26 protein-coding genes are annotated in these 25,022 nt (G+C 63.9%); 9 read left to right on the top strand and 17 right to left on the bottom strand.

Going from position 1 to position 25,022, the window contains the following annotated elements:
* Nucleotides 1–72: 72 nt before the first annotated feature.
* On the bottom strand, nt 73–1,488 hold the full coding sequence (locus tag E4P24_RS03100; protein WP_115802176.1) for a sugar porter family MFS transporter: 1,416 nt from the start codon (nt 1,486–1,488) through the stop codon (nt 73–75).
* Nucleotides 1,489–1,743: 255 nt separating this feature from the next.
* Here E4P24_RS03100 and E4P24_RS03095 point away from each other — a divergent pair, with 255 nt between their 5' ends.
* The 7 genes from E4P24_RS03095 to E4P24_RS03065 all read left to right on the top strand — a co-directional run bounded on the left by E4P24_RS03095 (nt 1,744) and on the right by E4P24_RS03065 (nt 7,852).
* On the top strand, nt 1,744–2,004 hold the full coding sequence (locus tag E4P24_RS03095; RefSeq protein ID WP_004044388.1) for a glutaredoxin family protein: 261 nt from the start codon (nt 1,744–1,746) through the stop codon (nt 2,002–2,004).
* A 98-nt stretch (nt 2,005–2,102) separates the two neighbouring features.
* Complete coding sequence (locus E4P24_RS03090) at nt 2,103–2,522, top strand: hypothetical protein (protein WP_163488533.1); 420 nt, start codon at nt 2,103–2,105, stop codon at nt 2,520–2,522.
* 130 nt (nt 2,523–2,652) lie between these two features.
* Nucleotides 2,653–5,469, top strand: coding sequence for an aconitate hydratase (locus E4P24_RS03085; protein WP_115860426.1), 2,817 nt, complete (start codon nt 2,653–2,655; stop codon nt 5,467–5,469).
* Between the two features lie 158 nt (nt 5,470–5,627).
* Complete coding sequence (locus E4P24_RS03080) at nt 5,628–6,077, top strand: DUF6069 family protein (RefSeq protein WP_004065231.1); 450 nt, start codon at nt 5,628–5,630, stop codon at nt 6,075–6,077.
* A gap of 237 nt (nt 6,078–6,314) precedes the next feature.
* A complete protein-coding gene (locus E4P24_RS03075; protein WP_223173877.1) occupies nt 6,315–7,145 on the top strand; it encodes a hypothetical protein in 831 nt (276 codons plus the stop codon).
* Complete coding sequence (locus E4P24_RS03070; RefSeq protein ID WP_004044393.1) at nt 7,142–7,576, top strand: metal-dependent transcriptional regulator; 435 nt, start codon at nt 7,142–7,144, stop codon at nt 7,574–7,576. The genes E4P24_RS03075 and E4P24_RS03070 overlap by 4 nt, the downstream gene beginning before the upstream one ends.
* A 108-nt stretch (nt 7,577–7,684) precedes the next feature.
* Entirely contained in the window at nt 7,685–7,852 is a 168-nt protein-coding gene (locus E4P24_RS03065; protein ID WP_004065234.1) for a hypothetical protein, read from the top strand.
* 132 nt (nt 7,853–7,984) lie between these two features.
* Here the strand turns inward: E4P24_RS03065 and dpsA are convergent, their stop codons facing one another.
* Nucleotides 7,985–8,515, bottom strand: coding sequence for a DNA starvation/stationary phase protection protein DpsA (gene dpsA, locus E4P24_RS03060; protein WP_004065235.1), 531 nt, complete (start codon nt 8,513–8,515; stop codon nt 7,985–7,987).
* Nucleotides 8,516–8,982: 467 nt separating this feature from the next.
* Between dpsA and E4P24_RS03055 the strand changes: the two genes are divergently transcribed.
* On the top strand, nt 8,983–9,672 hold the full coding sequence (locus E4P24_RS03055; protein WP_004065236.1) for a hypothetical protein: 690 nt from the start codon (nt 8,983–8,985) through the stop codon (nt 9,670–9,672).
* A 45-nt stretch (nt 9,673–9,717) separates the two neighbouring features.
* Here E4P24_RS03055 and E4P24_RS03050 read toward each other — a convergent pair whose 3' ends face one another.
* The 5 genes from E4P24_RS03050 to E4P24_RS03030 all read right to left on the bottom strand — a co-directional run bounded on the left by E4P24_RS03050 (nt 9,718) and on the right by E4P24_RS03030 (nt 16,102).
* Nucleotides 9,718–10,869, bottom strand: coding sequence for an ABC transporter ATP-binding protein (locus E4P24_RS03050; protein ID WP_004065237.1), 1,152 nt, complete (start codon nt 10,867–10,869; stop codon nt 9,718–9,720).
* A gap of 120 nt (nt 10,870–10,989) precedes the next feature.
* A complete protein-coding gene (locus E4P24_RS03045) occupies nt 10,990–11,934 on the bottom strand; it encodes a carbohydrate ABC transporter permease (protein ID WP_004065238.1) in 945 nt (314 codons plus the stop codon).
* Complete coding sequence (locus tag E4P24_RS03040) at nt 11,931–12,974, bottom strand: carbohydrate ABC transporter permease (protein ID WP_115802173.1); 1,044 nt, start codon at nt 12,972–12,974, stop codon at nt 11,931–11,933. Before E4P24_RS03040 ends, E4P24_RS03045 begins: the two co-directional genes overlap by 4 nt.
* Before the next feature lie 31 nt (nt 12,975–13,005).
* Nucleotides 13,006–14,163: an ABC transporter substrate-binding protein gene (locus tag E4P24_RS03035; RefSeq protein ID WP_004044400.1), complete on the bottom strand. Its 1,158-nt coding sequence runs from the start codon at nt 14,161–14,163 to the stop codon at nt 13,006–13,008.
* A gap of 886 nt (nt 14,164–15,049) precedes the next feature.
* Entirely contained in the window at nt 15,050–16,102 is a 1,053-nt protein-coding gene (locus E4P24_RS03030) for a site-specific integrase (RefSeq protein ID WP_188148101.1), read from the bottom strand.
* 535 nt (nt 16,103–16,637) lie between these two features.
* Here E4P24_RS03030 and E4P24_RS19425 point away from each other — a divergent pair.
* Nucleotides 16,638–16,898: a hypothetical protein gene (locus E4P24_RS19425; protein WP_004969935.1), complete on the top strand. Its 261-nt coding sequence runs from the start codon at nt 16,638–16,640 to the stop codon at nt 16,896–16,898.
* Between the two features lie 56 nt (nt 16,899–16,954).
* On the opposite strand, the gene E4P24_RS18955 is transcribed toward E4P24_RS19425, so the two are convergent.
* The 10 genes from E4P24_RS18955 to E4P24_RS02980 form a co-directional block, all read right to left on the bottom strand.
* The gene (locus tag E4P24_RS18955; protein ID WP_223173874.1) at nt 16,955–17,668 is read right to left on the bottom strand and encodes a hypothetical protein; all 714 of its coding nucleotides are present in this window, start codon (nt 17,666–17,668) and stop codon (nt 16,955–16,957) included.
* A gap of 42 nt (nt 17,669–17,710) precedes the next feature.
* Nucleotides 17,711–18,697 (bottom strand): hypothetical protein, encoded by a 987-nt coding sequence (locus E4P24_RS03020; RefSeq protein WP_188148100.1) that lies wholly within the window; start codon nt 18,695–18,697, stop codon nt 17,711–17,713.
* Complete coding sequence (locus tag E4P24_RS03015) at nt 18,694–19,083, bottom strand: hypothetical protein (RefSeq protein WP_115860436.1); 390 nt, start codon at nt 19,081–19,083, stop codon at nt 18,694–18,696. Before E4P24_RS03015 ends, E4P24_RS03020 begins: the two co-directional genes overlap by 4 nt.
* Nucleotides 19,080–19,883, bottom strand: a complete 804-nt coding sequence (locus E4P24_RS03010; protein WP_188148099.1) for a hypothetical protein — start codon at nt 19,881–19,883, stop codon at nt 19,080–19,082. The genes E4P24_RS03015 and E4P24_RS03010 overlap by 4 nt, the downstream gene beginning before the upstream one ends.
* A 56-nt stretch (nt 19,884–19,939) precedes the next feature.
* Nucleotides 19,940–20,530 carry a hypothetical protein gene (locus E4P24_RS03005; protein WP_188148098.1) on the bottom strand — a complete coding sequence of 197 codons (591 nt, stop codon included), beginning with the start codon at nt 20,528–20,530 and terminating at the stop codon, nt 19,940–19,942.
* 31 nt (nt 20,531–20,561) lie between these two features.
* Nucleotides 20,562–20,735 carry a hypothetical protein gene (locus E4P24_RS03000; protein ID WP_188148097.1) on the bottom strand — a complete coding sequence of 58 codons (174 nt, stop codon included), beginning with the start codon at nt 20,733–20,735 and terminating at the stop codon, nt 20,562–20,564.
* 1 nt (nt 20,736) lies between these two features.
* Complete coding sequence (locus E4P24_RS02995; protein ID WP_223173873.1) at nt 20,737–22,110, bottom strand: hypothetical protein; 1,374 nt, start codon at nt 22,108–22,110, stop codon at nt 20,737–20,739.
* 189 nt (nt 22,111–22,299) lie between these two features.
* Entirely contained in the window at nt 22,300–22,707 is a 408-nt protein-coding gene (locus E4P24_RS02990) for a hypothetical protein (RefSeq protein WP_015060815.1), read from the bottom strand.
* Nucleotides 22,707–23,075, bottom strand: coding sequence for a hypothetical protein (locus E4P24_RS02985; RefSeq protein WP_223173872.1), 369 nt, complete (start codon nt 23,073–23,075; stop codon nt 22,707–22,709). Before E4P24_RS02985 ends, E4P24_RS02990 begins: the two co-directional genes overlap by 1 nt.
* Before the next feature lie 84 nt (nt 23,076–23,159).
* The gene (locus tag E4P24_RS02980) at nt 23,160–24,977 is read right to left on the bottom strand and encodes a hypothetical protein (RefSeq protein WP_188148096.1); all 1,818 of its coding nucleotides are present in this window, start codon (nt 24,975–24,977) and stop codon (nt 23,160–23,162) included.
* Nucleotides 24,978–25,022: the final 45 nt, after the last annotated feature.

Here is a 25,022-nt window from a genome sequence, read left to right as displayed (position 1 = left end):
TCGTCGAGGCTGAGGACGGACCGCGGCGCGCCGCCCAGCGCGCGAGAGGTCGGGCCGCGCGTCGGCGTCCCCTCAGTCGTCGTCAGAGACGGTCCCGGCCGACGACCCGTCCGGCGACCCGCCGAGCACATTCTCCCGGAGGTCGGATTCGATGGCCTCCAGCGACCGCCCCTTCGTCTCGGGGACGAACCGATAGGTGAACGCGAGCGCGACGGCGCTCAGCGCCGCGAACACCCAGAACGTCCCCGCGGTCGTGATTTCTGCGACCATGACGGGGAAGGCGAGCGATACCGCGAGGTTCGCCACCCAGTTGAACACCGTGACGACGCCCATGGCCGTCCCGCGGACCTTCAGCGGGTAAATCTCGGAGATGAGAAGCCAGAACACCGGGCCGAGACCGACGGCGAAGAAGGCCACGTAGAGCATGAGGCTCCCGGTGGCGACCGTGCCGACGAAGCCCGAAAAGCCCGGCAGGTAGAACGCCGCGCCGAGCGCGACGAGCGTGAGCGTCATCCCCGCGAGGCCGACCGAAAGCAGCGGGCGGCGGCCCCGACGGTCGATGAGAACGACCGCGACGACGGTCATGACGACGTTGACGACGCCGATGCCGACCGTGGCGAGGATGGACGCCGAGGACTCGAAGCCGGTCGATTCGAGAATCGTCGGCGCGTAGTAGATGACCGTGTTGATGCCGGTGACCTGCTGGAGGACGGCGAGGCCGACGCCGACGACGAGCGCCGGGCGCATCCACGGTTCGAGGAGGTCGAGCAGGCCGCCGTCTTCCGCCTCGATGGTCTCGTTAATCTCTGCGAGTTCGGCCCGAATCTGGTCGTCGGTGCGGGTCCGCGAGAGCACGTCGCGGGCCTTCGACTCCCGGTCGTGTTCGACCAGCCAGCGGGGGCTCTCGGGCATGAACACCATCCCGGCCGCGAGGATGACCGCGGGCACCATGCCGGTGCCGAGCATCCAGCGCCACTGCCCGCCGTCGGCGAAGGCGTAGTTGACGAAGTACGACGAGAGGATGCCGACCGTGACCGCGAGTTGGTTCAGCGAGACCAGCGAACCGCGAATCTTCGGCGGCGCGATTTCGGAGAGATACAGGGGGCCGACGATGGAGGCGAAGCCGATGGCGACGCCGTCGATGAGTCGCCCGACGACGAGCACCTCGACGGTCGGCGCGATAGCCATCACCAGCGAGCCGACGAAGAAGACGACGGCGCTGACGAGGATGAGCCGCCTGCGCCCCCATCGGTCTGCGAGGTAGCCGCCGAGCGCCGCGCCGAGTGCCGCGCCCGCCAGCGCGCCGCTGACGACGATGCCCTCCACCAGCGGCGTCATCGTGAACGCGTCTCTGATGTAGAGGAACGCGCCCGAGATGATGCCCGTGTCGAACCCGAACAGCAGTCCGTTGAGGGCGGCGAGCGCGGCCGTCACGTAGACGAACCGGTTTCGACCGTCCGCCTCGGGTGCGTCAGTATCGACTGTCATAAATTGTACTCGTTCGTTATGTATTCGGTTCTGAGTTAGAAAATTTACGACGTATTATCAACAGACAAAAATTAACATATTCGATTCGATGAGACGTATACGACGCCGGAGTCAGCCGTTTTCTCGGACGGGTTCTAACTCTGACACCCGATACTGTTAGATTAAAAACTCAAACAGACCCGATTTAGAAACAAATTTGTAATCTGATAAGATACGACGAGAAGACTCAACAGGCCGCGGCGACGACATCGGACGATGAGCGACGCCGTCCCCATCGTCATCTACACGCGCACGGAGTGTCACCTCTGCGACGAGGCCGAAGCGACCGTTCGCGAGGTCGCAGACGAGGTGGATGTCACGGTCGATATCGACCTCGTGAACGTCGACAGCGACGAGGAACTCCGCGAGAAGTACGGGGAGCGCGTGCCCTACGTCTACGTCGACGGCCGACCGGCGTTCAAGTTCCGCGTCGACGCCGACCGACTCGGGGAGAAGCTGACCGCGGCGCGGGAGTGAGCGACGCACAGTCGTCGTCGGGTGCGGTCCACCCGACGCCGGGGTCGCGCGCTTCAGGCGGGCGTACGCCTATGGCCTCGGCGCGCCTGTTGATACGCATGGAAGCTGACAGACGACTCCTCCGCGAGGCGCGGGAGCGACTCGACGGGTGGACGTACACGGCCCGCGACCGGGCGTACCGCGAGCTGTTCGCCGGTGACGACGCCGCCGTCACGGCCGAGGAGCGGCAGCTTCTCGACGAGGTGGACGCGGAACTCGCGGGCGACGGCGACGACGGGCTCTGGGGGACGGACGAGTACGCCGTCGTCATGGGCCATCCGAAGAACCACCCGATTTCGGTCGTCTGCACCCGCCACCCGGAGATTCCGTCGTCGTGGTCGCGGGGCGGCGAGAGCCTGACCGAGCCGGAGCGCGAGCAGTTCAACGACCTCCTGTGGGACTACTGCGAGCGCGTCCGCCGGTACGTCCAAGACGAGGTCAACGAGTTCGTCGGCGTCGCGGGCGTCCCCGAGGAGTAGCCGGCGTCGCGGCGGCCGACCCCCGGCGTCGAAACGGTTCCGAGAGCCCCGACGCCCCGCGTTCGCCCCGATTCCGACGGTGTGAGAACGAGTCCCGCATTCAAGCCCGCGGAGACCCTATCGGTCGACCATGAGCGATACTGAGACACTGGACGCCATCCGTGAGTTCGAACACGACGGAACCACGTACAAGATGGCGGACCTGACCGTACTCGAAGAACAGGGCCTCTGCGAACTCGACAGGCTCCCGGTGAGCATCCGCATCCTCCTGGAGTCCGTACTGCGAAACGTCGACGGCGACATCGTCACCGAGGAGGACGTGCGAAACGCCGCCTCGTGGGAGCCGGACGTGCCGAACGTCGAAGTCCCGTTCACGCCGTCTCGCGTCGTGTTGCAGGACCTGACTGGCGTGCCCGCCGTCGTCGACCTCGCGGCGCTCCGGTCGGCCGCCGACCGCGCCGGCGAGGACCCGAAACTCGTCGAGCCCGAAGTTCCCTGTGACCTCGTCATCGACCACAGCGTGCAGGTGGACTTCTTCGGCTCGCCCGACGCCTACGAGAAGAACGTCGAACTGGAGTACGAGCGCAACGCCGAGCGCTACAAGGCGCTCAAGTGGGCGCAGAACGCCTTCGACAACTTCAGCGTCGTCCCGCCGGGCACGGGCATCGTCCACCAGGTGAACCTCGAACACCTCGGGCGGGTCGTCCACGACCGCGAGTGGCGCGGCGACCGCTGGCTCCTCCCCGACACGCTCGTCGGCACCGACAGCCACACGCCGATGATAGGCGGCATCGGCGTCGTCGGCTGGGGCGTCGGCGGCATCGAGGCCGAGGCGGCGATGCTCGGCCAGCCCATCACGATGAAGCTCCCCGAGGTCGTCGGCGTCAGACTCGACGGCGAACTCCCCGAGGGCGCGACCGCGACCGACCTCGTGTTACACGTCACCGAACAGCTCCGCGAGGTCGGCGTCGTCGACCGGTTCGTCGAGTTCTTCGGCCCCGGCGTGGGGAACTTGTCTGTCCCCGACCGGGCGACCATCTCCAACATGGCCCCCGAACAGGGGTCGACCATCAGCGTCTTCCCGGTCGACGAGGCGACGCTGGACTACCTCGAACTCACGGGCCGCGAGCCCGAACACATCGAACTCGTCCGCGAGTACCTCGAATCGCAGGGCCTCTTCGGCGAGCAACACCCCGAGTACACGGAGACGGTCGACGTGGACCTCTCGGCGGTCGAACCGAGCCTCGCCGGGCCGAAGCGCCCGCAGGACCGCGTCGCCATGGGCGACATGAAGACGCACTTCCGAAACCTGCTCTACGGCGAGTTCGAGGACGATGTCGCCGACGTGGACGAGGAGGCCATCGTCCGCTGGCTCGGCGAGGGCGGGGGCGGAGGCGACGACGGCGAACTCGCGGGCGACGGCGGGACGCTGACCGAGACGCCCGAGGCGGCCCCGGAAGAACCCGACCTCGGTGAGCTGACGAAACGCGTCGAAGTCGACCTCGGCGGCGAGACGGTCGAAATCGGCCACGGGAGCGTCGTCGTCAGCGCCATCACCTCCTGTACGAACACCTCGAACCCGTCGGTCATGGTCGCCGCGGGCCTCCTCGCGCGCAACGCGCTGGAGAAGGGCCTCGACGTGCCCGAGTACGTGAAGACGAGCCTCGCGCCGGGGAGCCGCGTCGTCACGGAGTACCTGAAGAAGGCCGGCCTGCTCCCCCATCTCGAAGCGCTCGGCTACGACGTGGTCGGCTACGGCTGTACCACCTGCATCGGCAACGCCGGACCGCTCCCGGAACCCATCGAGAACGCCATCGACGAACACGGGCTGTGGACGACGAGCGTCCTCAGCGGCAACCGCAACTTCGAGGCGCGCATCCACCCGAAGATTCGCGCGAACTACCTCGCCAGTCCGCCGCTGGTCGTCGCTTACGGCCTCGCCGGGCGGATGGACATCGACCTCGAAACCGACCCGCTCGGCACCGACGACGAGGGCAACGCGGTCTACCTCGCGGACATCTGGCCGGACGCCGACGAGATACGAGAGACCATCCACGACAGCGTCGACCCGTCGATGTTCCGCGAGAAGTACGCCGAGGTGTTCGAGGGCGACGAGCGCTGGGAGGCGCTCGAAGCGCCGACCGGCGACGTGTACGACTGGGACGACGAGTCGACCTACATCCGCGAGCCGCCGTTCTTCACGGACTTCCCGCTGGAGAAACCCGGCGTCTCCGACATCGAGGACGCCCGCTGTCTCCTGACGCTCGGCGACACGGTGACGACCGACCACATCAGCCCGGCCGGACCGTTCGGGTCGAAGCTCCCGGCCGGCCAGTGGCTCGTGGACCACGGCGTCGATCCCGTGGACTTCAACACCTACGGCTCCCGCCGCGGCAACCACGAGGTGATGATGCGCGGGACGTTCGCCAACGTCCGCATCGAAAACCAGATGCTCGACGACGTGGAGGGCGGCTACACGATTCACCACCCGACGGGCGAGGAGACGACCGTCTTCGAGGCCAGCCAGCGCTACCGCGAGGAGGGGACCCCGCTCGTCGTCCTCTCGGGCGTCGAGTTCGGGACCGGCTCCAGCCGCGACTGGGCGGCGAAGGGCACCGACCTCCTCGGCGTGCGCGCGACCATCGCCGAGAGCTACGAGCGCATCTACCGCGACAACCTCGTCGGCATGGGCGTCCTCCCGCTCCAGTTCGAAGACGGCGATTCGTGGGAGTCGCTCGGCCTCGACGGCTCCGAGCAGTTCGACATCCGCGGCCTCGACGACGGCCTCGACGTCAACGACGAACTGACCGTCGTCGCCACGAAAGACGACGGGACCGAAATCGAGTTCGACGTGACCGCGCAGGTCGGCACGCCCGCCGCGGTGACGTACGTCGAACACGGCGGCATCCTCCACTACGTGCTCCGTCGGCTCCTGACCGAGAACTGACGCCGGGAGGCAGTCAGCGGACTGCATCGGGGGGCCGAATCGGGGAACTGAGTCGGGGTACCACCCCGACCGCGTTCGACCCACGCGTCGGACTCGCGGAGCGTCACGAGTCACCGAAGACGCGTAGATTCATCACCCGTGGCGTGCTACATTATAGCATGGCAACCGTGACACCCTCGGTCCGCCCGACGTGGACGGACCTCGCGCGTCGCGGGCTGGCGACCGCGGCGGTCGCGAGCGTCGCGAACGCGCTCTTGTTGACGCTCGTCCTCGGAACGGGGCTCGTCGAGCCGTTCGCACCGCTTTCGTACCCGCCGGTCGTGTTCCTCTCGGCCGCCGGCGCGGTCGCGGCGACGCTCGTCTACGGACTGCTCACGGGCCGCGTCACCGACGCGGACCGGACGTTTTTCAGGGTCGCTGTCGCGGTGCTCGTGGCGTCGTTCCTCCCCGACATCGGGCTCCTGTACGTCGACCCCGGAGCGACCGTGCCGGGCGTCCTCGTGTTGATGGTGATGCACGTCGTCGTCGCGGCGGTCTGCGTGGCGTCGCTCACCGAACTCGGGTGGGGCGTCCCGAAGGGGAATCGACCGGACGGGCCCGAGGAGTGACCGCGTGACCGCCGTGCGACCTCTGTTTAGGATGCCCTAAAAACCGAAGACACTATGTTGTTTTAGGTTGGCCTAAATGGTATGGCCGACAAGGAGTCGCACCGGTCGTCGAGACCGAACCGACACGGCGCGCTCGCGTGCGGCGGCGGAACCGTCGCGGGTGAGTGTTGACCATGCGCGAGTGCCTCGGCGTCGAACCCGCCGGTCCGAGTGTACTGTCGCGGTCGGACGCGCCGGATGTTCGGAGGTGCAGACGTGGTTGCTGACTGCGCCGCGGGCGTCCGAGACGCGCTTGACCGCGTCGCGAGCGAGCGCGAACAGGTGCTGGCGAAGCGACGGGCCGTCGAGCGGTTCGAACGCCGCGTGCGAAAGCTCGCCGCGCAGTCGGCGCGCCCCCCGGCCGGGACCACCCGGGCGACCGCGTGCGGGGCCGCGTCGGTGGCGGCGGCGACCCGACGAGACGACGCCGCCGACGAGGGTCGACGGCGGGTCCGCGAGCTGTTCGCGGAGACGATACGCCCGCACAGCGTCTCCGACGTGAGCGAATCCGAACCGCTCGCGGTGACGATACGCGAGGAGTTCGGCCCGGAGGTCGCGACGGCGCTCTCCCCGGACGCCGGGAGCCGGTTCACGCCGGCGGTCAAAGAGGCGGTCGTGTCGGCGGCGACGGAGCGACAGCGAGGTCTCGACGGGATGTGCCGGGCGCTCGACGGCGAAGAGCGGTCGCTTCGGGCGGCGCTCGCCGTGCTGGACGAGTGCGAAGACTGGGTGGCACGGGCGGACGAGACGCCGCTTTCGGAGCTGGGGTTCGACGCCCTCCGGCGGCGTCACGAGACGCTCGCCGGCCACCGCGAGGCGTGCGACCGACTGGTCCGCGAGCGACAGCGACACCTCAACGGGGCGACCCACCACACCGCGGCGGTCGAAGTTGACCACCGATTTCTCGCGACGTACCTCTACGAGGACCGCGCGACCGACTACCCGGTCTTGGCGGCCGCGACCCGCGTGGACGACAGCTGCGCGGACTGTCAGCGAGCCGTGCGCGACCACCTCGTCCGCCGCGTATGATCGGCGCGCCGCAGTATCTCCTCACGCTGTACATCGCCGAGCGGGAGGACGACGAGGAGTCACCGATTTCGCCGGGGTACGTCGCCGACGCGCTCGACCGCTCGCCGCCCGCGGCGACAGAGCGCCTCCAGAACCTCGATGCCAAGGGACTCGTGGACTACGAGCCCTACGAGGGCGCGACGCTCACTGCGGAGGGGCGCGACGCCGCCGCGGACCTCTACGACACCTACCAAATCCTCTCGCGGTTCTGCCGGGACGTGCTCGGCGTCAACGACCACGAAGGCGAGGCGATGCAACTAGTCGGAAACGTCAGCCCGACGGTCGCCGAGCGCCTCTCGGCGACGCTGCTTCGCGGCGACGGCGACCGCGACGGAGCGCGTCAGGCGGCTGGGTCGGAATCGACGTCGTCCCCGGACAACCCCGCGAGCTGAACGCATCGGCGTAAATCCGAACGAGCCTTGATGCTTGTCAACAAATAGCACTAATTTGTCGCGACGGAACCGTACCCTTTTTGTTTTAGGTTTCCCTAAAGCATCGCAATGGCCGCTGGTACGCAGTCGAACTCTGAATCCGTGTCGGAGCCCGACCGACCCGACTCCCCCGAGATATCCGTCTGCAAGGGTGGACCGGGGAAGTCGGTGTTCATGGAGTCGGGCAACAGCGACGGCTGGATTTCGAGCGACGTGACTATCGACGTGACGCGATAGTCCCGCTCGAACGGGCGCGCTCGGGACGCGAGCGCGACGAGTACGGGAGCTACGCGTCGCGGGAATCACCGCGGGAAAAAGCGTCGAACGTCGGAACGAAAACGGCGTCCTCCGACGCGTCGGCGGCGGCGCTTACTGAACGAGCGTGTCGTCTTCGAGGTAGTGGTCGATGACGTGGGCGTGTTCTTCGATTTCGATGAGTTGCTCGCGGAGCATGTGCGCCGTCGCGTGGTCCCCGAGACCCGCGGCGAGTTCGATGTGTTCGCGGTAGCTCTCGATGATGTCGCCGTACATTTCGAGGTCGTTCGACAGCGAGGTGCGGATGTCGTAGACGTCCTCGTCTTCGGGCTCGACCGTCGCGGCCTCGCTCAGCGCGGGCATGCTGGCGTGGGGGACGCCGCCGATGGACTGGAGGCGCTCCGCGATTTCGTCGGCGGCCTCCTCGACTTCCTCGTAGGCCTCCTGGAGGAACTCGTGGATGCGGAGGTGCTCGGCACCTTCGACGTTCCAGTGGTGCTTGTGGAGCTGGTGGTAGAGGACGTACGCGTCCGCGAGGTCGGTGTTCAGCGCTTCGATAATCTGCTCGGCTTTCTCGGTGTCGAGTCGAACCGGGTTGTCGCCGACGCTGCCTGCTTCCTTGAGGACTGACTTCTGTGTGCTCATCTCGACTGGTAGTTGGGACTGCGAGCACTTAATACTTATCCGAGAACGAACAATTTTTCGTGTGGCCTAAAATCTCGTTTGTCGATATCTGATTATCGCTTCTAAAACGGCGACTAAAGCGTGTGAAGTGGCAGCACGGACTCGGTCGGGACGGCCGTGAGGTGGCGACCGTGTCGCAGTAACTATCATATTCATTACGATACTGTCCGTCGGCCGGGGGCTGCCTCGTGGGAGCCTGTCAGAAGGGGGGCGCACTCGCACGCTGGCGCGGTCACCGCGAACGGAGTCCCAGTCTCGCGGGACCGTTCCGCCCTCGTCGCGCACCGCGAGCGCGACGGCGTCGGATGCGCTCAGGCGTGCGATCAACACCCTTTTGCGCGGTGCCGTCGAGCGAATAGCCGTGTTCCGACCTGTGTTCAGCCCGGCCGACGACTCGCCGGCGCGCGGCGTCACCGACCGCGCGCGGAGTGAGTGACGTGTTCGTCGACGCCCTCCGGTACCCGTTCGCGGACCGGGCGCGAGTGGACGGCACCGCGACGTGTCTCGTCGCGCTGCTGGTCGGTGGGACGCTCCTCCGACTCGCAGCGCGACTGTGGCCAGACCTCACGTTTCTGGCCCCGGCGCTCGCCGCGGTCGTCCCCCTCGTCGTCTTCCTCGGCCTCGTCGGCGGCGTGCTCGCCGGCGACGGCTTTCCCCCGCTGGCGACGACCGAGACGCTCAGACTCGCCGGGCGAGTGGTCGGCGTCGCCGCCGTCTACCTCCTCCCGGCCGCGGTCACCGTCGTCGCCGTCGGCTACGTGACCGCGACCGGCTCGATTCCGGCCGTGCTGACCGGCGTGACGACGGCGATGCTCGCGACCGTCGCGCTGCTCGTCACGGTCGTCTGCGCGTATCTCTTTCCGGCCGCGACCGCCGTGAGCGTTCACGAGGGACTCCGCGCGGGGCTCCGTCGAGACGCCCTTCGCGGGGCGGCCTCGGGGACGTACTTCTTCGCGTGGGTGGGCGCGGCCGTCCTCGTCGTCCTCGCGTGGAGCGCGCTCGCGGCGACGATTTCGCGGAGCGTCGCCGCCCTCCTGGCGCTCGGCTGGTGTGCGTACGCTCACGTCGCCGCCGCGGCGCTCGTCGCCGAAGGCGTCGGCCGGACCACCCCCTGGTGAGAAGAGAAACGGCGCGGGGTCGAACGACCGAAAAAGACGGGGCGGTTAGCCGAGGTCGATCTGCTGTGCGGCTTCTTCCATCGACCGATTGTGGAGCGCTTCGCCCGTCCTGCCGTCGAAGAGGTGGATCGCCTCCTCCGGAATCTGCGCGACGACCGTCTCGCCCGGACTGATTCGCGTGAGGCCGTCCGTGGTCGCGACCAGCGTCTCTGCGGTCTCGGGGTCCGCGTCGGGCTCGAAATACAGGTACAGCGTGTTCTCGTCGCCCATCGGCTCGACGACGTCGACCGTCATCTCGAAGTCGTGGTCGCCGCTCGCGGCCTCGACGAGTTCGACGGACTCGGGTCGAATCCCGAGGACGAGGTCGGTCACGTCGCCGATGTCGTCGCGTATCTCCGCGCCGACCGGGTACTCGAAGGAGTCACCGACCAGGCGGTCGCCCTCGCGAGTCACGTCGAAGAAGTTCATCGACGGCTCGCCGAGGAAGCTCGCGACGAACTGGTTTGCGGGCTCGTGGTAACACTCCAGCGGCGTCGCAATCTGCTGGAGCTCCCCGCCGTCGAGGATGGCGATGCGGTCGCCCATCGTCATCGCTTCCGTCTGGTCGTGGGTGACGTAGACGGTCGTGACGCCGAGGTCGTCTTGGAGCCGCTGGAGCTCAGTCCGCATCTGCGCGCGGAGCTTCGCGTCCAGGTTGCTGAGCGGTTCGTCCATCAGGAACACCTCGGGGTCGCGCACGATGGCGCGACCGAGTGCGACGCGCTGCTGTTGGCCGCCCGAGAGGTCGCTCGGCTTCCGGTCCAACAGGCTCGGGATGTCGAGCAGGTCGGCCGTCTCCGAGACCATTCGACCGATTTCGTCGTCCGGGAGGTCGGTCGATTCCTCCAGACCGAACGACATGTTCTGGCGGACGGTCATGTGCGGGTACAGCGCGTACGACTGGAACACCATCGCGATGTCGCGGTCCTGAGAGGCCACGTCGTTGATGACGCGGTCGCCGAGCGAAATCGTGCCCGACGTAATCGTCTCCAGGCCCGCAATCATCCGGAGCGTCGTCGACTTGCCGCAGCCCGACGGACCGACGACGACGAGGAACTCCCCGTCGTCAATCGACATCGAGATGTCGTCGACAGCGACGATTTCGTCGTCGCCGTCCTGGAACGTCTTCGTTATCGAATCGAGTTCAAGCGTTGCCATATCTCTGAGTAGGTATCGTTGGTGAGCTGTCGGTTCCGCGCCGCGCCGGGAGTCGCCGCCGGTGGCCGCGGTCGCCGTGCGAGACGGTCTCGACGGCGGTCGCGTCGCCGTGACGACGCGTCACGCCGCCACCCCCTCGGCGAACTCGTCGCCGAAGAAGATGTACACCGCGAGCGTCGGGAGCGCCGCGAAGAACGCCCCGGCCATCCGGAGCGCGAAGTCCTGTCCCTCGAGCGAGGTGCCGAGCCCCGCGAGAATCAACACGACGGGGGCCGCCGGACTCGACTCCGTCGAGACGAGCACCAGCGTGAACAGGAGGTCGTTCCAAATCTGGGTGAACTGGTAGATGAGGACCACGGCGAACATCGGTCCCGAAAGCGGGAAGACGATCCGCCGGTACACCCGCCGGAGCGTCGCCCCGTCGAGGCGCGCGGACTCGATCATCTCCTCGCTCATCGTCTTGTAGTACGTCCGGAACAGGAGCGTACAGATCGGAATCCCGTAGGCGACGTGGGTCACCACGAGTTCGACGATGCCGACGTAGTCGTTCGGAACACCGAGCGCCCAGACGAACGACAGCAGGTCGGTGAGCTGGGCCCACTGCGACCAGAACTGCGTCAGCGGCACCAACACGGCCTGGTACGGGATGAAGATCCCCGCGATGATGAGCGCCAAGACCAGCGCCTTGTACGACTGCTTCCAGTCGGGAATCGTCAGCCCGTACGCCGTGATGCTGCCGACGAACGCCGAGATGACCGTCGCGGGCACGGCGTACAGCATGCTGTTGCCCATCCCGCGTAGCAGGGCTTCGACCGCCGCCTGCCACTTCTCCAGCGTGAACCCGGACGGCCCGGGCGGGGCGAACGGAGCGGTCTCGACGATTGCGGTCCCGGTCTTGATCGACGTGACCAGTCCGGACTCGATGGGGACGAGATAGAACCCCGCCGCCAACAGCAGGACGACGTACAGACCGGCGTCCTCTATCGTCATCTGCTCGACGTTCCGGCGCAGTCGGGCCGTGAACGTCGCCGTTCCGCCGTCCGTTCGAAGCGTGTCGTCTGTCATAGGTTGTTCCTCCGGTACTCGTAGACGAGGTACGGGCCGATAACGCCGAGCGCCATCGCAAACAGGACGATAGCAATCGCCGCGCCGTACGCCCAGTTGAGGTTCGCGTACGCCTCGCGGACCATCTTCGTCGCTAAGATGTCGGCACCGTTCGGCGGCCGGTAGCCGCCGACCAGCGAGTAAAGGAAGTCGAACGCCTTCATGCCGAACACCATCAGCACGACGGCGGCGCTTATCGTCGCGCCCTTCAACTGCGGGATGATGACCCGCCAGTACATCTTCAGCGTCGACGCGCCGTCGACTTTCGCCGCCTCGTAGTGTTCGTCCGGAATCGCGCGGAGTCCGGCGAGGTACACGACCATCGCGTACCCGGAGAACTGCCACATCAACGCGAAGATGACCGCCCAGAGGACGATGGCCTGATTACCGAGCCAGCTAATCGGGCCGACGCCGACGAGACCGATGACGCGGTTGGCGATTCCGTTGTTGTAGTTGTAAATCCACAGCCAGAACTGCGCCGTCACGACGAACGAGAGGCTCATCGGCAACAGATAGATCGTCCGGAACGAGTTCTCGAATCGGATTCCGCGGTCGATGAGAATCGCCAGTATGAGACCGACCGCGAGCGTCCCCGCCGTGAACGCGACGAGCAGTATGAACGTGTTGACCGCGGCGTCGATGAATCCCGAGTCCGCGAGCGCCCGCGTGTACATCTCGAAGTCGAGGTTCGAGTAGTCCGGCGCGTTCGCGAACCGCTGGTAGTCGGTCAGCGAGATGAGGAAGTTCCAGATGACCGCGCCGTAGACGAAAAGCCCCATCAGCAGGAACGGCGGGACCCAGAAAATCGACGATTCGAGGAAGTCGCTCCCGAGCCGTCCGTCGATTCCCGCGGCGAGGCGGTCCAACGCCCCCGATTCGGAGTCCGGACTCCGGGAGTCCTCGTTCACGACGCCGCCGTCGGTGCGGACTGCATCGCGCTCGCCGCCGGCATCGTTGACCCGCTGGTCGTCAGCCGAGCCGGGAGTAATCGCGCGGCGCACTCGTTGGTAAAAATTCGACATTTCTTGGGGCTCAGTTCGAGACCGCGTCCAGGAACCCCTGCGTCGCGGCGTCGACGTTGTACGGGCCGGTGAACTCCGAGGAGATGACTTCGTTGAGCGCCGTCATCGTCTCGGAGGGGACACCGAGGCCGTGCTGGAGGTTCGGCGGACGGTACTCCGCGTTGGCGAAGTCCTCGGCGGTCTCCTGGAGGTACGGTCCGAACTCTTCCATGCTCACGTCGGTTCGCGTCGGAATCGAGCCCTTGTACTGGTTGAACGCGATCTGCGCTTCGGGGCTGCCGACGAACGCCGCCCAGGTCTTCGACGCCTCCGGCGTCGGGTTGTCGGCCGGGTAGAGGAACGAGTCCATGTGGAGCGTGTACATGCCCTCCGTGCCGGGGAACGTCTTGAAGCCCCAGTCTTCGTCGTACGCGAAGTTCTCGGCGTTCCGGAACGCACCAGCCGCCCAGTTACCCTGATGGATGAAGGCGGCGTTGCCGTTGATGATGTTCTGGTTCGACGCGGTGAGGTTGAGCGACGCCGCGTCGTCGGAGATGTAGTTTTCGAGCATCTCCGCGGTCGTCTCGAAGGCCGAGCGAACCGCGCTCTCGGAGCCCTCTCCGTTGAGGAAGTCCATGTACGGCTGGTAGCCGTTCACGGCGAGCATCACGGCGCCCCACAGCTGCGTCGTCGTCCACGTCCCGGACATCGCGTGGGTCATCGGCACCGCGTCGGTCTCGCTTTGGACCGTCTCGAACGCGTCGATGAGCGCCGAGGGACTGTTCAGCGAGTCGACGTCGATGCCCGCCTCGTCGACGACCGAAACGTTGTAGAACAGGCAGTTCAGGCGGTGCGAACCCAGCGGAACGGCTCGATAGCTGCCGCCCTGCTGGTGAAGCTCGACCGCCTCGTCGATCATCACTTCCTCGAAGTTGTTCTCCTCCCAGACGTCGTCGACGCTGCCGAGGACGCCCTCGTAGCGGAGGAGGTTCGGACCCGGCCAGTTGGCGAACGCGCCCGGCGGGTCGTCGCTCTGGAGCCGGTTCGCCACGACGGCGTCGAGGTTCTGATTCCCGCCGCCGCCGATGGGGTTCATGTCGAGGCCGACATCGGGATAGGCCTCGTTGAACGCCGCTTCGAGCGCTTCAGCTGCCGCGGCGCCGTCGCCGCCGGTCCAGCCGTGAAGCACCTCAACCGGGGCGCTGCTTCCCCCGTCACCGCCGTCGCCACCCGCTTCAGTAGTACTACCGTCGCCGCCCGCTTCAGTAGTACTGCCGTCGCCGCCGTCATTGGAACCGCCGCCACCGGAGCAGCCGGCGAGCCCCATCGTCGCAAGCGCTCCCGCCCCAGCGACGTATTGACGCCGACTGAGCCGATTGTCGTTAGACTGGCTATCGCGTGACATACATAGACACTGTCGAACGCACCATACTTAACGATTGATATTCATTTACTCGGTATAATAATAAAAATTCTCAGACGTATCTTATCGCCGTGATTCCGGGTTTAGAAGCCTTCTAGCTCCAATTTCACAACGGAATTGGTCGTCGTCTTCGCACCGTCTGGCTCGTCGTCGCCGAGTCAACTCCGAACTCAGCGCCAGTTAGACGAAGAACATACGCGGGGAACGACATAAACACGGTGAGGAAGCTAACCACGTCAGTCCGAGCCTTGACCGCCGAGAGTCCGACCGAAAACGCTCCGTTCGACCAGTATCTCGAATCGGAACTGTCTCTCTCGGTACCGACCCGACCGTACGGCTATCGTCGCGGAAGCCTTCTGCGGTCGGAGTTACTCCCGCTGGTCGAGCTGGCTCGGTCGCTTCCGAACCGCGACATTTCGCTCTCGCAGTTGATTCGACTCGAAGACACGATGCCTCCGCATGGTGAGTTTCGAACCGGGCGTACGAGAGGCGTCAGGACCGAGACCGACCGACAGCCCGAAACGAGGGAGGAAGCCGTACCCTCCGGTGTAAACGGCTCAGAATCGTAACGGGACCGTATGGGCCCCATGGGTTTTGACATATCGGTCGCTCGACCGGCAGACGTAGCCCGGAAACGTGTACCTAAACATTCTTATAGGTCGTCCGGAATGAAGTCTTGACGGCGGCGCATGCGCTGGCGAGACGAAGCCCGGTCGTAGTGCTTCTCCAGAACCGTCTCGCTCACGTCTCCTCGGTCGGACAGCACCTCCCGAGGAGTACCGGCATCGCGATACGCAGTAATCGAGCCAGCACGGAACGGGTGCGACGAAACCGAGAACGGACACTTACTCGCGTGCTCGATGTACGTCGCGTCGCAGTCCTCGATGACCCGGTTATCCGGGCACCCCTCGCCAATCGCGCACGGTCGCGTCCACTTGTAGCACCACATCCGAATCGTCGTCGTCGACGGCCGGCCGTGGGTCGTCGTAATCAGCGGAGCCCGACCGTACTCGTCGGTCACGCGGTCGCGGTGCGGACCGTCGATGTACTCCCCGACGACCTTCGCAACGCGCGGCTTCAGCGACACGTCGCGTTCGCCGTGCGACCCGTTCTTCAGGCCAGTCCCGGTTTCCGGTCGGTGCCGGAAACACAGCGCGTTGTCCTCGCGGTCGAAATCGGACACGTCGAGCGCCCGCAGTCCGCCGAGCCGACACGACGTCCTCCAGAGGAGCAACAGCGCGACGTGTTCGACGGTCGCGTACTCCCACCGATTGAGGTAATCGAGAATCGAGCGCGCACGCTCCGCCTCGAGCACGGCATCCGACACTCCCTCTCCATCCTCAATCCGAGGAATCCGAATGCGCTCGGCGAGGTCTTCCGAGACGGCGTCGATGTCAGCGATGTAGCTCAGGAACGTCCGAATCGTCGAGACCTGCCCCTTCATCGTCACCGCGGCACACGGGTCGTCGCCCTCGAAATTCTCCTCGCGCTTGAACACGCGGTAGGCGTGAACCGTCCGCAGGTCCACGTCGTTCATGTTCATCACTTCGCCCGACCCGTGGGCCGGCGACTGGAGCCAGCGGACGAACGATTTCAGGCGGTACCGATGGGACTGAATCGTGTCCGGGGAGAGGTCGTACCGACGAGCGTCGAGGTAGTACGACATCGCCGACTCGGGGGTAATCGGGTCGAGCTCGTCGCTCATCGAATCACCTCCGAACCGGATTCACTTCCGGTCCATTCGCTACGCTTACAACCGCGGTCTGGTAACTGAATCATGGCTTCCATTGTGAGGCCGCGGTCCGGGTCGGGGGTGCTGGCTTTGGTAGGTTGAGCACCCTCGAAAGGGACCGTCAACCGGGTAATCCATTCGAGGGGGCTAGGTAAAGTACTGAGCCATGGCCCCGGAGTGAAAGTGTACGTTTGAGCGAAAGTGAAGCCGCTTTCTGTCAGTCTATCAACAGCCGTCCGTCGTGGGGCTTCAATAGCCCGAGTCGTGTAGGCAAACATGCTTCCGTACCTTGATTACGGGAGCCACCGCGGGCCGGTGTTCCAGCACCGGGTCCGCTTCTGACGCCGACTGAATAACAGTCAGCGTCGCGTGTCGCTTCCGTATGAGATAGCGGATACAGTCAGGGGCCTTAGTTTTAACCCAACAATCCGTGTTCTACTCAATTGTGATTCGTGTTTATTTGACCACGTCTCGGTATCGCTTATATGTCAAAGACTAACGGTGAGATATGCGCCCCCGCGTCGATTGGATGAATCAGACCGACGACCGGGTACTGGAGCTTTTAGACGAATCTGATCTGATTCTCAGCCCAGCTGTCGTTGCGATGAATCTCGATTATACTCGAAACTGGGTTTCCAGACGAATGAGTAAACTCAGCAAAGCAGAGCTAATCGAAGAAGTCGAGCGCGGGTACTACCGGATTTCTTCGAAGGGTCGCGCCTATCTCTCCGGGGAGATCGACGCCGCCGAGTTAGAGAACAGCGAGTGAGCAAGCACCCACCACCCTTACCCGTAAAGGGGGCGGGTGGATGGGTGGGTTGTCAACTAAACATTCGACCGCATGGAGTTCAAAGAACGAGATATCAGTATGAGTCCTGAAATGGTAGACAAAGCCAATAGTAGAAATCCAAGAGATTCTGCCAAAAATGAGACGCTTGTGACGATGAATACTATAATGAGATGTGGCGATTCGTAACTCAGGTCGGAGAGTGACAGACTATTATTAAACAACGGCATAGATCTCAAATAAGAAAATAATTTGAGTATTGAGTAACCAACTGTTGCCGAAAGTACAACTCTCTCCCAATTTTTGTTTAAGATTACGTAGTTTAAATAGTAAATGGTATGATACAGCACATATATAAGAACCATCCAAGAGAGGAGTATAGTAATACTTATAATTGTTTCTTCTTGTTGAAAAATGCCACCTACTAGTGAGTACAGCAGGAGACCTAAGCAAACGAAAAACGTTGTGACTAATGGACTCTCAGTGATTTTCAAGCGTCCATCAAATCCATCATAATTTCCAATTTCTAAAGCGAGTTGTAGATATATCAATATTGCAATGATTAGGGCAAGTAGAAGCGACGAAACAACACCGAGACCAGTTAGACTAAGGCCATCAGAATTTTCTGGAGGTATCTGAGACACGTAAATAGAAAGTGCAGAAAAGACACCCATTACAACAAACAATTCCGATTTTCGCTGAATAAAATCAGCTAAGTCGAAATTTTGTTCTTGGGACTTGTCATCAGGCATTAACGATTGATAACCTTAGTGGTTAATAAAATAATTGTTCGCTCAGAGAGCTGGATTTGTAGTCTTTAGCAACTTGTGGAACTCGCTCCAGTTCTCGAACTGTTCCTGAAACAGATCGCTCGGCAGGTTCCACGCCCACGGCGCGGCGTCGTCCGGGTCGTACTTCTCTATCGTCGGTTCGAGGTTCACGAGCGAGCCGCCGAACAGCTCACCATCGGGCGAGTCTGAATCGGCGTCCCAGTCGCGGTAGAACGTCACTTCGTCCTGTGCCTCTTTGTAGAACGAGAGCGTCGAGAGCCGTTTCTGTTCGGGATGCACGTCCTTCCCCGTGTGACTCACCACGCCGACCGATTCGACGCCGAGCTTCGAGAACCGCTTAATCGCGGGTGTCCACTGGGACGCCACTTCGCGGCTGAACGTCCGGGCGTCGAAGTGCGTCGAGCCTTCGTCGATGGTCACCGTCTTCGGTCGTTCGCGGTGGGTCAGCAGCACGTCCATCAGGTCGTACATCGACCGCACCACGATGTCCGCGCCGTCCCACGTCCCCACGTTCGAGATGACCAGCAGGTCATCGCCGAAGTGCGCCCGCGCGAGGTCGCCGTTCAGCAGGAACATCGTGTTCGTCTTCCCCGTGTTCGGGTTCCCCGCGCCGGTGATCGTCGTGAGACCACCGCCGTTTTCGAGCTCGTCGACGAGCCGAAGCGGGAGCGTCAGCGAACTGGCGTCGAGGTCCTGCTGGGTCACGCCGACGAGGTACGAAAGCGCGGTCGCGTGCGACGACTGCACCGCGCGGGTCGCGGCTTGGGTCCGAAGCGACGAATCGACGAGCCTGCCCAGCGAGGTTTCTGCGAACGAGTCGGCCAGTTCGTCGTCGTCGGTGAGGTCGAGCGAGTTCAGGAACGACAGGTTCGCGTGGTCACCCTGCGAGACCGGCAGGCCCGCGTGGTCGAGCAGTCTGTGGTCGCCGTCGATGCGCCCGCGCACCTGTTCGTACAGCTTTGCCGCCGTCAGCAGTCGTTCGTCGGTCACGCGGATTCACCTCCGTCGAGGGGATGCGGGCCGAACTCGCGGGTCGAACTGCCGTCGAGGTCGTGAGCGCAGTCGCGCCCATCTCCGTCACCGTCGGAGCGGTCAGGTGTGAGTTCGTCCGCGTCGTCCGTCTCGTCGTCTCGCGCGTGGTTCCGCACGAGGTACGCGGTCGCCAGCGGAAGCGCCGCCGAGATGAACAGGTGCGTGTTCGTCACCGGGTAGTACGACGCCGACACCGAACCGTCCTCGAGGAAGCGCATCGGCACGTCGAGCGCCCGCGGCGGTATCATCAGGATACCGAACCACAGGCCAGCGACGATGCCGACCGACAGCGAGAGGGCGATTATGTACTGTTCGCGCGTCGAGAGTTCGAGTTCGAGTTTCATTCTGATTCACCGTTGGCCGCGTGTTGCTTCCGTCGCTGGTCGAGGTCGGCCAGCGGGTCCGGTGCCGGGTCGCCGTCACCTGGTGCCCACTCGGTCGGGTCCTCGTCGAAGATGGAATCCGAGCCGTCGAGGTCGAAGTCTTCGAGCACGCTATCAATCTCCGAGTGAAGCGCCTCGCCGTCGTCCGGCAGCGCGCCTTTCTCGAACGTCCGCACGACGTGTTTCACGGTCTTGACAGCCGCCGCCCGGACGATAGCGAAGGAGTTGATTTCGAGCGATTCGCCTTTCCGGGCCTTCGGTTCCAGCTGTTTTCGATTGTACCGGAGGTATTCGAGCGCCCGCGCCAGCACCGGGTCTGGGAGCGAGCCGACCCACGTCCCGGCGACTTCCCGCGCGTCGAGGTCGACGCCGCGGCCGAACGCGAGGTTCGGCGTCGCCCACCACAGCTGTCCATCGACGACTGTCCATTCGGACCACCGCGGCGTCGGGCAGGTGTAGACACCCGCGCCGTCGCGGTCGAGCAGGTCGACGTCGACGAGCCACATCATCTGTGGACCGCCCATCAGGTCGACGGCCTGCCCGCCGACCCAGCGCCCGGCGATGACCGCCGAGAGGCCAGCCGTGAGGCCGATGATTTGGAGCGAGCGAGGCACGCGCACGTCGAAGACGAGCACGAGGCCGACGAGCAACAGCGAGCCAGCCACAGCGAGGTGAACGCCGTAGCGCATCACCCACACGAACGCTGTCACGAGCCGACCAGCGTCGCGGTCCGGCGCGACCGTCGTCGAGGCCGCAGTCATCTCTGGTTCCTCCGGGGGTTCCCGCTGCGCCTCAGCTGAGCGTTCGGCGTCGTCGGTCATGCGACACGCTCCATGCCACGGTGGAGCCCGAAGCGCCGCCGGACGATTATCAGGAGCGCACCGAACGACGTGCCGACCGTTCCGCCGATAGCCGCGTCTCGCACGTCCGTTCCGGTGAACGGACCAGCGATAAGCGCCGAACCGTCCTCGAACCGGAGTTCCGTGTATTGGCCGTTTCCGACGCTGGTCGAGGTCGTCAGCGTCACCCGCGGTTCGGGCGACGCGACGCGAATCGTCGAGCGTCCGTTCGGCACAGAGCGACGGACGATGTTCCCCGAAGCGACGCCGGCCGAGTTCGAGCCGGTCGGCGCGGTCACCGTCACCAGCCGCGGGGCGTCGGCTTCGAGCGTGATGATGGCGGTGCCGTCGCGGTACTCCGCATCGACGATGCGAAGCAGCGGGTCGCCGGCCACGTCGCCGTAGTACGTCGTCTCGTTCGACGACGCCGAAGCCGTGGTCGGAGCCGCGGCTGTCGTCGTCTCTGTCGGAGCAGACGCGGTCGCGGTCTCTTGGGCGGCGACTGTGCCAGAGGCGGCGAACAGCAGAGCGATACAACTGACGAGTATGATGGTGTGTATTCGAGTCATACGAAGGGGTGGGGCAGGGAGTTAGCGAGCGTTACAGCAGCGACCCGAACCAGTCGCCCGACCAGTCGGGCACGCCGAGCAGGTCGAGCAGCAGGTTCGAACCTATCCCGAGAAGGTCGACGCCCGCAAGTTGCAGAGCACCAGCGAGCACGACCGCGCCGGCGATGGTCTCGATGGGCAGCTGCTTCAAGAACCAGAGGAGCATCCTACTCGTTGCCCTCCCGCTGGATGAGCAGCACCGCAGCAGCGCCAACCAGCAGCGCGATACCGAGCGCCTGCGAGTCGAGGCCACCACCGGATGACGACCCACCCGAACCGGCAGTCTCGTACTCCTGACGGAGTTGTTTGAGACGGCCGATTTCGGATTCGAGCGCACTCGCGTTCGTCGAATTGTAGACGTACGCCTCAGGCTGGGTAGCGTTCAGCGCCTCACCAGTCCGAGTGTTGACCGCGTCCGTGATTGTGAAGCTCTCGTACGACGAGAGGTCGACGATACTCCCGTTGCCGTCCTGCTGTTGGGCGGCCACGTAGAACGCCCCGCTGAAGTTCGAGATGGTGTAGTTCTGACCGGTCACCCAACCACCAGCAGGCGCGTCGTCACCCGTGTAGTAGAGCGTCCCGTTCAGCGTCGTACCGTCTCCCATCTCGAGAGTGTGTGAGGCGTTGATGTCTCCCGACGCACCGAGCGACGCGAGTTGCACCGCGGCAAACGAGTAGTACCCCGTCGAGTTATACTCAGTCGCCGCTTGCGAGGCAATCGTCGTCGGGTCGAGCAGGCTCGTCGCGTTAATCTCGCCCGCCTGATACTCAGCAAAGACACCATCAACGTACTGGTCGACGTTACCCTTGACTTGAGTCGATTGCTGATACGACTCGTCGAGGATACCGGCGTACTCCCCCGAGTTCAAGATGAGCGTCACATCACTCGAATTCGGGTCGTACGCCTTGATGTTCGTCGGGCCGCCATCAAAACCCGGGTCGGCTGTCGAGTGAGGCATCACTGACGTAGTAGGACCAGCGTGGTAGTTGTCATTACCATCGTTAGCGAAGTCCATCACGCGAACAGCGACACCCGTCCCGTTCGACAGAGTGTAGGTCTTGTTGTCCCACTCCTTAATCTGGGTGTGTTCGTTGGGGCCGAGTGCGACCCCCGTCTCGGTGTGGATATAGTCGAGCGTGTGGGTCTTCGAGTTCCAATCAGCGAAGACGTTGCGCTGCATCTTAGAGTAATACTCTTCGATGGTCGCGTTCGCAGCCGCTTTCGCATCCGCCGCCGACGAGCCGTTATTCAGCTCATTGACGATGGTGAGTTTCGCTTTGGACCACGCAACCGAGCGCGTGTCTTCGAGGAAGTTGCCCGTCGTCGTCGTGTACGACTCAGATGTGTCTTTGATACCGAGCGCACTCGCGTAACCATCTGTCTTAGAGACGTTTTCGAAGTCCGTCACATCACCAGACTGCCAGCGGCATCCGCTGTCTGCACCCGTCAGGGTGTTGAACGCCGCACCGAGCAGCGGGTCGGTGAGGTTACAGTCGACCCACTCCGCCGAAGCGTCACCGACAGGCGACGCACCCGGCACGACGCCACTCGTCGACGCGGTCGCAATCAGCAGGAACGCGAAGACGAACGCGAGCCCGCGTCGAGCGAACTCGCGCATCAGAGGCCTCCCGTGACGATGAACGCAGCTGCACCGAGACACGCAGCGAGGTAGCCGAGCGTCGCAGTCGCTTCCAGTCTGGTAAGGCCGAAAGGAAGGGTCATGGTCTGGTTACCTCACGGCGACCGCCCAGCCGACGACCGTAATCAGGAACGCGACTTGCGCGCCCAGCGGGTCGCCCAGTCCGAGCAGGAGGTCCTTGATTTCGGTCACGTACTGCCAGCCGAGGATGACAGCAGGCGACGCGACGATGAACGCCATCTCCCAGTACTCGTAGTGTTCGAGCGACTTCGTCTCGCTCGACATGAACGCCAGCGCGTACACGAGAATGCCGCCGAGCGTCGCGTGCTCGCTCGTCAGCGTGTAGGACGACAGCCACGTGATGGTGATGTCGGAGATGCCGCCGAAGGCGTACAGGCCAGTAGCGACGAACACGACCGACAAGAGCGCCGGGATGGTCCGAAGCATCGCGTAGTCCGACGCGAGGCCACCGAGGCCCTGCGAGTAGCGCGACGCCATTACTCGCCCCTCACGTCGAAGACGTGGTACTCACGCTCCTCGGACGAGCCGTCGTCATGCTCGATTTCGTACGTCCGGGTCTCGGCGGTCTTCTTGACCGCGAGCCAACTGCCGTTGCCGAGACCCTTCTTGTCGATAGTCCGGCGAATCTGGCCGTTCGACCAGAACTTCACTCGGTCACCGAGGTCGCCGCCGCGGGCGAGGTGAATCACGTCGTTTTCGTTCGGTCCCACGTCGCGGTCGATGTCGACGATAACGCCGATGACCGGCTCGTCCACGTCGAACTTGATTTCCTCTACTCCGTCGTCGTAGTCGTCTTCGACTTGCGTTTCTTCGAAGTCGTCGAACGACATTGGTTCAGACGCCATTACAACTAGACTACTCCGTTAGTAGGTACTAGTCGTACCTACCAGCCGTGTGAAAGTGGAATCACCAGACAGTAGGTGCCTACATCATCCCCACACGTCGGCTACCGGTGGGGGTTTCTCGCCGCCCACATCGGGGTATTCGGGCTGGCCGCCCGCAGCAACGTAATCTTCGACGTATTCGAGGTTGGCAGCCGTCGCGTCGGCCGTCGGCATGTCCCAGTAGGCGTAGCAACCCAAGTAGTCGATATGGCAGTAGAAATCGGCGCTCTCCGGGAGCGTCGATTCGACGCCTGGAGTCACCACGTCGTCGAGGTCGAGGTCATCGACTGTCGCGCCATCGCACGCGAGATGGAGAGAGTCGATAGAGAGCTCTCGAACGGCGTGCCGAACATCCGGGTCTTGCAGGTGCTCGGGTCTCTCTATCGCTTTCTCGATGTCCCGCGAGATGGACCAGAATCGCCTACCGGTCGCCCAGTAGAGGCCGAGTTTCCACGTCGCCGCCTTGTCCGCGTACGAATCCGACTCTTTCGCGTCCTCGAACGACTCGGAGGCTTCGAGCAGGGAGCCGAAGGTGGCCGAGAGGTACTTTCCGAGGTACGCGCCAGCCGTCCGGCTTTGCATCTGTTCGTCGCCGTCCTCGCCGCTCTCGTCGTCGTAGAACTCGATGAGGTCGTGAGACCTCGCGTTCTTCGCTATCCACTCCTCGCCGTGGTCGTGGTCGCCGTAGCGGTACCAGTCCACGAATCCTTTCGAAACCGGTACTTCGAACTCGTCGCCGTCGTCGTCGACGAGCGTTTTGGTGCCGAAGTTCCCGACTTCGTCGAGGTCGTCCCGAAACACGAGCGGGTAGAGGTCGACGATTTGGCCCTGACCGTAGTCCTTCCATTTCTGTTCCAGCTCCGCTTTGTCTATCAGGAACGGCATCCCGTCGCTCTCGCGGGTCGGCACGTCGAACATCAGGACGTGCAGGTGCGCGTAGCCTTTCTCGGTGAACTCCAGAGCTTTCAGATACGGTGGCCGGTGGCGAGGTCGCCCAGTCACCTTGCCGTCGAGCGCCCGTGACCAGTTGGGTACGCCGTCCTTCCTGGTGTCGTCTTTCGTCGACGGGTCGGAGTCGAAGTACGAGAGGAGCCGATTGAAGTTCGGGTTTATCGACGAGATGCCGTCGTACAGCGAGCGTGGGTCAGGTCGAGTCGGGTCGTCGTACGTGCCGGGGTCCGTCGTCAGCGTCATCAAGACGGCGTTGTCGTACTTCTCGTAGGCGTGTTCGAGCGCGCTGTTGTAGCGCGCCCACGTCTTTCGCAGTCGCCCTTGGGAGTTGAAGCGGGTGTTGTACTGTTTCGTCATCCGGCGGGTGGTGTCGCCGCCGCGTCGCCCGCAGAAGTGGACGTCGAACAGCAGTTGGTAGTTCTCGATGCGCTTCAGGTACCGATGTAAAGAGTCTTCCAGCAGGTCCCGACCCCAGTCATCGACCTTATTCGCGGTTCTCAGGTAGTTTTCGCAGAAATGCCGGTCGTACAGCAAGTCGTCGCGTTCCCTGGTTGTTTGAGTAATGCCTTCTGATATCAAGTCAAGTAGGCGAATTGTCGGGGTGACCATCGTCATGCCGTCAGACTGGCGTTTTTCGATGAGTTGGGGGTCGTGCCCGTCGAGGTCGTTCAGGAACCGGTAGACGAACTGGTAGTCCGGGTCGCTCCCGTCGAACCGCTCGCACTGCCCGATGTACTGACCCTTGACGCACTCCGAGACGAGCGTCGGCAGGTAAATTCCCTCTGGCGAGGTCGAGATGCGTTTTACCAGCCGTACGCGGTCCCGGTCGCGCCCGCGAAGTTCGAGGTCGTCGTCCGGGTCTGCCGGGTCGTACCCGTAGGCCAGCAGGCCGAGGTCGCCCAGGTAGTCCACAAGGTAGGTATCTTTACATCGGTCTGGGCGGAGCCGAGAGCCCCA

Origin of the sequence: Haloferax sp. AS1, assembly GCF_014530665.1 — an archaeon.
In the GTDB taxonomy this organism is placed as follows: Archaea; Halobacteriota; Halobacteria; order Halobacteriales; family Haloferacaceae; genus Haloferax; species Haloferax volcanii.
The sequence above is the reverse complement of the archived record's forward strand: the minus strand, read 5'-3'. Positions and strand labels throughout refer to the sequence as shown.

What these genes read in the sequence shown, in the direction of transcription:
- E4P24_RS03000 (WP_188148097.1), bottom strand. Translation starts at nt 20,735, where the DNA reads ATGCTCCTCTGGTTCTTGAAGCAGCTGCCCATCGAGACCATCGCCGGC.
- E4P24_RS03065 (WP_004065234.1), top strand. Translation starts at nt 7,685, where the DNA reads ATGGCCGCTGGTACGCAGTCGAACTCTGAATCCGTGTCGGAGCCCGAC.
- E4P24_RS03070 (WP_004044393.1), top strand. Translation starts at nt 7,142, where the DNA reads ATGATCGGCGCGCCGCAGTATCTCCTCACGCTGTACATCGCCGAGCGG.
- E4P24_RS03095 (WP_004044388.1), top strand. Translation starts at nt 1,744, where the DNA reads ATGAGCGACGCCGTCCCCATCGTCATCTACACGCGCACGGAGTGTCAC.
- E4P24_RS03045 (WP_004065238.1), bottom strand. Translation starts at nt 11,934, where the DNA reads ATGACAGACGACACGCTTCGAACGGACGGCGGAACGGCGACGTTCACG.
- E4P24_RS03050 (WP_004065237.1), bottom strand. Translation starts at nt 10,869, where the DNA reads ATGGCAACGCTTGAACTCGATTCGATAACGAAGACGTTCCAGGACGGC.
- E4P24_RS03075 (WP_223173877.1), top strand. Translation starts at nt 6,315, where the DNA reads ATGTTCGGAGGTGCAGACGTGGTTGCTGACTGCGCCGCGGGCGTCCGA.
- E4P24_RS02990 (WP_015060815.1), bottom strand. Translation starts at nt 22,707, where the DNA reads ATGGCGTCGCGCTACTCGCAGGGCCTCGGTGGCCTCGCGTCGGACTAC.
- E4P24_RS03085 (WP_115860426.1), top strand. Translation starts at nt 2,653, where the DNA reads ATGAGCGATACTGAGACACTGGACGCCATCCGTGAGTTCGAACACGAC.
- E4P24_RS03090 (WP_163488533.1), top strand. Translation starts at nt 2,103, where the DNA reads ATGGAAGCTGACAGACGACTCCTCCGCGAGGCGCGGGAGCGACTCGAC.
- E4P24_RS03080 (WP_004065231.1), top strand. Translation starts at nt 5,628, where the DNA reads ATGGCAACCGTGACACCCTCGGTCCGCCCGACGTGGACGGACCTCGCG.
- dpsA (WP_004065235.1), bottom strand. Translation starts at nt 8,515, where the DNA reads ATGAGCACACAGAAGTCAGTCCTCAAGGAAGCAGGCAGCGTCGGCGAC.
- E4P24_RS03005 (WP_188148098.1), bottom strand. Translation starts at nt 20,530, where the DNA reads ATGACTCGAATACACACCATCATACTCGTCAGTTGTATCGCTCTGCTG.
- E4P24_RS18955 (WP_223173874.1), bottom strand. Translation starts at nt 17,668, where the DNA reads ATGCCTGATGACAAGTCCCAAGAACAAAATTTCGACTTAGCTGATTTT.
- E4P24_RS03030 (WP_188148101.1), bottom strand. Translation starts at nt 16,102, where the DNA reads ATGAGCGACGAGCTCGACCCGATTACCCCCGAGTCGGCGATGTCGTAC.
- E4P24_RS03010 (WP_188148099.1), bottom strand. Translation starts at nt 19,883, where the DNA reads ATGACTGCGGCCTCGACGACGGTCGCGCCGGACCGCGACGCTGGTCGG.
- E4P24_RS02985 (WP_223173872.1), bottom strand. Translation starts at nt 23,075, where the DNA reads ATGGCGTCTGAACCAATGTCGTTCGACGACTTCGAAGAAACGCAAGTC.
- E4P24_RS03015 (WP_115860436.1), bottom strand. Translation starts at nt 19,083, where the DNA reads ATGAAACTCGAACTCGAACTCTCGACGCGCGAACAGTACATAATCGCC.
- E4P24_RS19425 (WP_004969935.1), top strand. Translation starts at nt 16,638, where the DNA reads ATGCGCCCCCGCGTCGATTGGATGAATCAGACCGACGACCGGGTACTG.
- E4P24_RS03100 (WP_115802176.1), bottom strand. Translation starts at nt 1,488, where the DNA reads ATGACAGTCGATACTGACGCACCCGAGGCGGACGGTCGAAACCGGTTC.